Origin of the sequence: Actinomadura logoneensis (assembly GCF_003428695.1) — a bacterium.
Taxonomy (GTDB): domain Bacteria; phylum Actinomycetota; class Actinomycetes; order Streptosporangiales; family Streptosporangiaceae; genus Spirillospora; species Spirillospora logoneensis.
Genome location: NZ_QURH01000672.1, coordinates 1 through 2,773 on the forward strand (window position 1 = coordinate 1; position 2,773 = coordinate 2,773).

Below are 2,773 nucleotides of genomic sequence, written 5' to 3' on the forward strand. Positions count from 1 at the left end.
CCAGCCCTGCCCGTCCAGCCCTGCCCGTCCGCCCCCCGCCGAGGGGCGGGGGGCGGACGGCGGGGTCAGCGGCGGTAGCGGCCGGCGCCGGGCGGGAGGTCCGGATCCTCGTCCGAGGGACCGGCGTGGTCCGCGCCGAGGCCGCGGTGCCGTCCGGAGCCGGAGCTGTAGGGATCGGCGTCCGGCATCGCGTACCCGCCCGTCCCGTACGGTCCGGACGACGCGGGGCTCTCGTCCGGGAAGGGGTGCGGCGCGGGATCGGGCCGCTGCGTTCCGGGTGCGGAGGGGGCGCCCCCGGCGGGGTCGGCCGGACGGCCGTAGCCGAGCCCGATGACGTCCTCGCCGTCCCGGTAGTAGCCCCCGCCCTGCGCGCCGTAGTTGCGCTGGTGGGCCTGCCGGTGCGGCGGGACCTCGAACGGGTCGTAGCTCGGCGGCGTCTCGCGCGCGGGCCGGTGCTGCTCCCGCCCGTACCACGGCGCCTCGAACGGGCCGGACGCGGAACCCTGCGGCGGCGGGACGGGCGTCCTCGCACCGGACGGCGCGGGCCCCGACGCGGCCGGCCCCTGAACCATCGAACCGGGAGCCATCGGCCCGGAGGACATCGGCCCCGAGGGCATCCCGCCCGCGCCCATCGGCCCGGACGACGCCATCCCGTGCGGCGCACCACCGGGAACCGGCCCGGGCACCGACCCGGCGGCGAACGGGTCAGGCGCGGACCCCGAGGGAACCGGGCTGTACGGAACGGCTCCGGACCCGGCAACACCAGAGGCCGCTGCTCCGGGTGCCGGAGGCATCGGCGCGCCGGTCGGGGCGGGCACCGGGTACGGGACGGAGATCCGCGCGGGCGGCGGCTGCTCCAGCAGCAGCTTCAGCTGGCTGCGCCGCCGTCCGTAGCCGAGGTACAGCACCATTCCGGCGGCCATCCAGATGCCGAAGTACGCCCACGTGCGCAGCTCCAGGCTCAGCATCAGCCACGCCACCAGGACGATCGTCAGCACGGCGGTCAGCCGGGGCGCCGGGACGCGGAACGGGCGGTGCAGGTCCGGGCGGTCGCGGCGCATCCGCAGCACGGACGCCGAGACGAACAGGAACGCGAACATCGTCCCGATGACGACCATGTGCTCCAGCGTCAGCACGTTGATGGTCTGCGACATCAGCACGGCGGCGGCCCCCGCGACCAGCGTCGCGCGGGACGGGACGCGGTACCGGCCGACCCTGGAGATCGAGCGCGGGAGCAGGCCGTCCCGGGACATGGAGAACAGCACGCGGGTGAGGCTGATCAGCACCACCAGGATGACCGTGGTGAGCCCGAGCACCGCCCCGACGTCCACGATCTTGCCCATCGAGCTGGCGCCGACCGCGCCGAAGGCGTTGCTGAGCGCGGGCTTGGCCGGGTCGAGCCTGCTGTACCGGACCATGCCGAGCATCGCCACCGCGACGCCGAGGTAGAGCACGACCGCGATGCACAGCGAGGCGAGCATCCCGCGCGGGATGCGGTGCGGGGCGTCGTCGGTCTCCTCTGCGGCGGTCGCGATCAGGTCGAAGCCGATGTAGGCGAAGACGATCGCGGGCGTCGCGGCGAGGATGCCCCAGACGCCGAAGACGTGCGGGGAGCCGCCGGTGACCGCGCCGATCAGCGCGTCCAGCACCGTCTGCGCGCTGTCGTCCGGCGCGGCCTTCGCGGGCGGGACGAACGGCGTGAGGTTGTGCGGGGCGAAGAACTTCAGCCCGGTCGCGATGAGCAGCCCGATCACGATGAGCTTCGCGAGCACCATGAACCACAGCGTCCGGATGCTCATCCGGCCGCCGACCGCCAGCATCGCGACGATGAGCACCAGGATGCCGAGCGCGAGGACGTCGAAGCCCTTCTCCTGCCCGATCACCCCGGCCAGCGCGCCGGGGATCGGGACGCCGAAGTCGTGCAGCGTCTGGGTGGCGAACAGCGACCAGGCGCGCGCGATGACCGACGCGGCGAGCAGCAGCTCCAGGATCAGCGACCAGCCGACGACCCACGCCCAGACCTCGCCGAACGCGACGTAGCTGAACGAGTAGGCGCTGCCCGCGACCGGGATGACCGACGACAGCTCGGCGTAGGAGAGCGCGGCGAGCAGGCACACGATCCCGGCGACGACGAACGAGACGATGACGGCGGGACCGGCGGTCTGCGCGGCGAGCTGTCCGGAGATCTTGAAGATGCCGGAGCCGACCATCACGCCGAGGCCGAGCACGATGAGGTCGCGGGTGCGGTACACCACGCGCAGCCGGTGGCGGCCCCCGTGCGTCTCCCCGGTCGCGCGCTCCACCGGGAGGCGCCGGAACATGTTGTTGGGCATGGCGAAGTCCCAGGTCTTAGGCAATGTTTCCCCAGGGCCTGAACCCGCGCCGCTGTTCGCGAGACAGCACTGCTTGAAGCGCCCACAATTCCCCAAGAGCAGGTAAAACCGCAACGATTTCCCCGAGATTCGTGCGGCGCGAGAGCAGTCGGACCGGGACGGACCGGGCACGCGGGGACGTCCGGGGTCGGTCGGGACGCTGGCATTCGGGCGAGATCGGTGACACGGTTGGGGACGCCGGTACCGGAGGAGGTCCAGTGTCGTTCCCCGCGCCGTCCCGTCGCCGCGTCCGCCCACGTCCGCGCCGCACAACCGGTGTGCCCGAGGCCCCGGGCCGCCCGCGCAGAGCCCCCGCCGCGGGCGTGTCCACCGCCCGTCCCGCCGTCGTCCGCGCCGTCCGCCCGGCCCTGCGCGGAGGCGTCGCCGTCACCGCCGTCGCG

General features: G+C 74.0%; 1 protein-coding gene. It reads right to left on the minus strand.

Features of this window, described 5'->3' with window-relative positions; translation table 11 throughout:
- Positions 1–65: 65 nt before the first annotated feature.
- The gene (locus DZF91_RS25445) at positions 66–2,333 is read right to left on the minus strand and encodes an APC family permease (RefSeq protein WP_117359746.1); all 2,268 of its coding nucleotides are present in this window, start codon (positions 2,331–2,333) and stop codon (positions 66–68) included.
- Between the last annotated feature and the right edge of the window lie 440 nt (positions 2,334–2,773).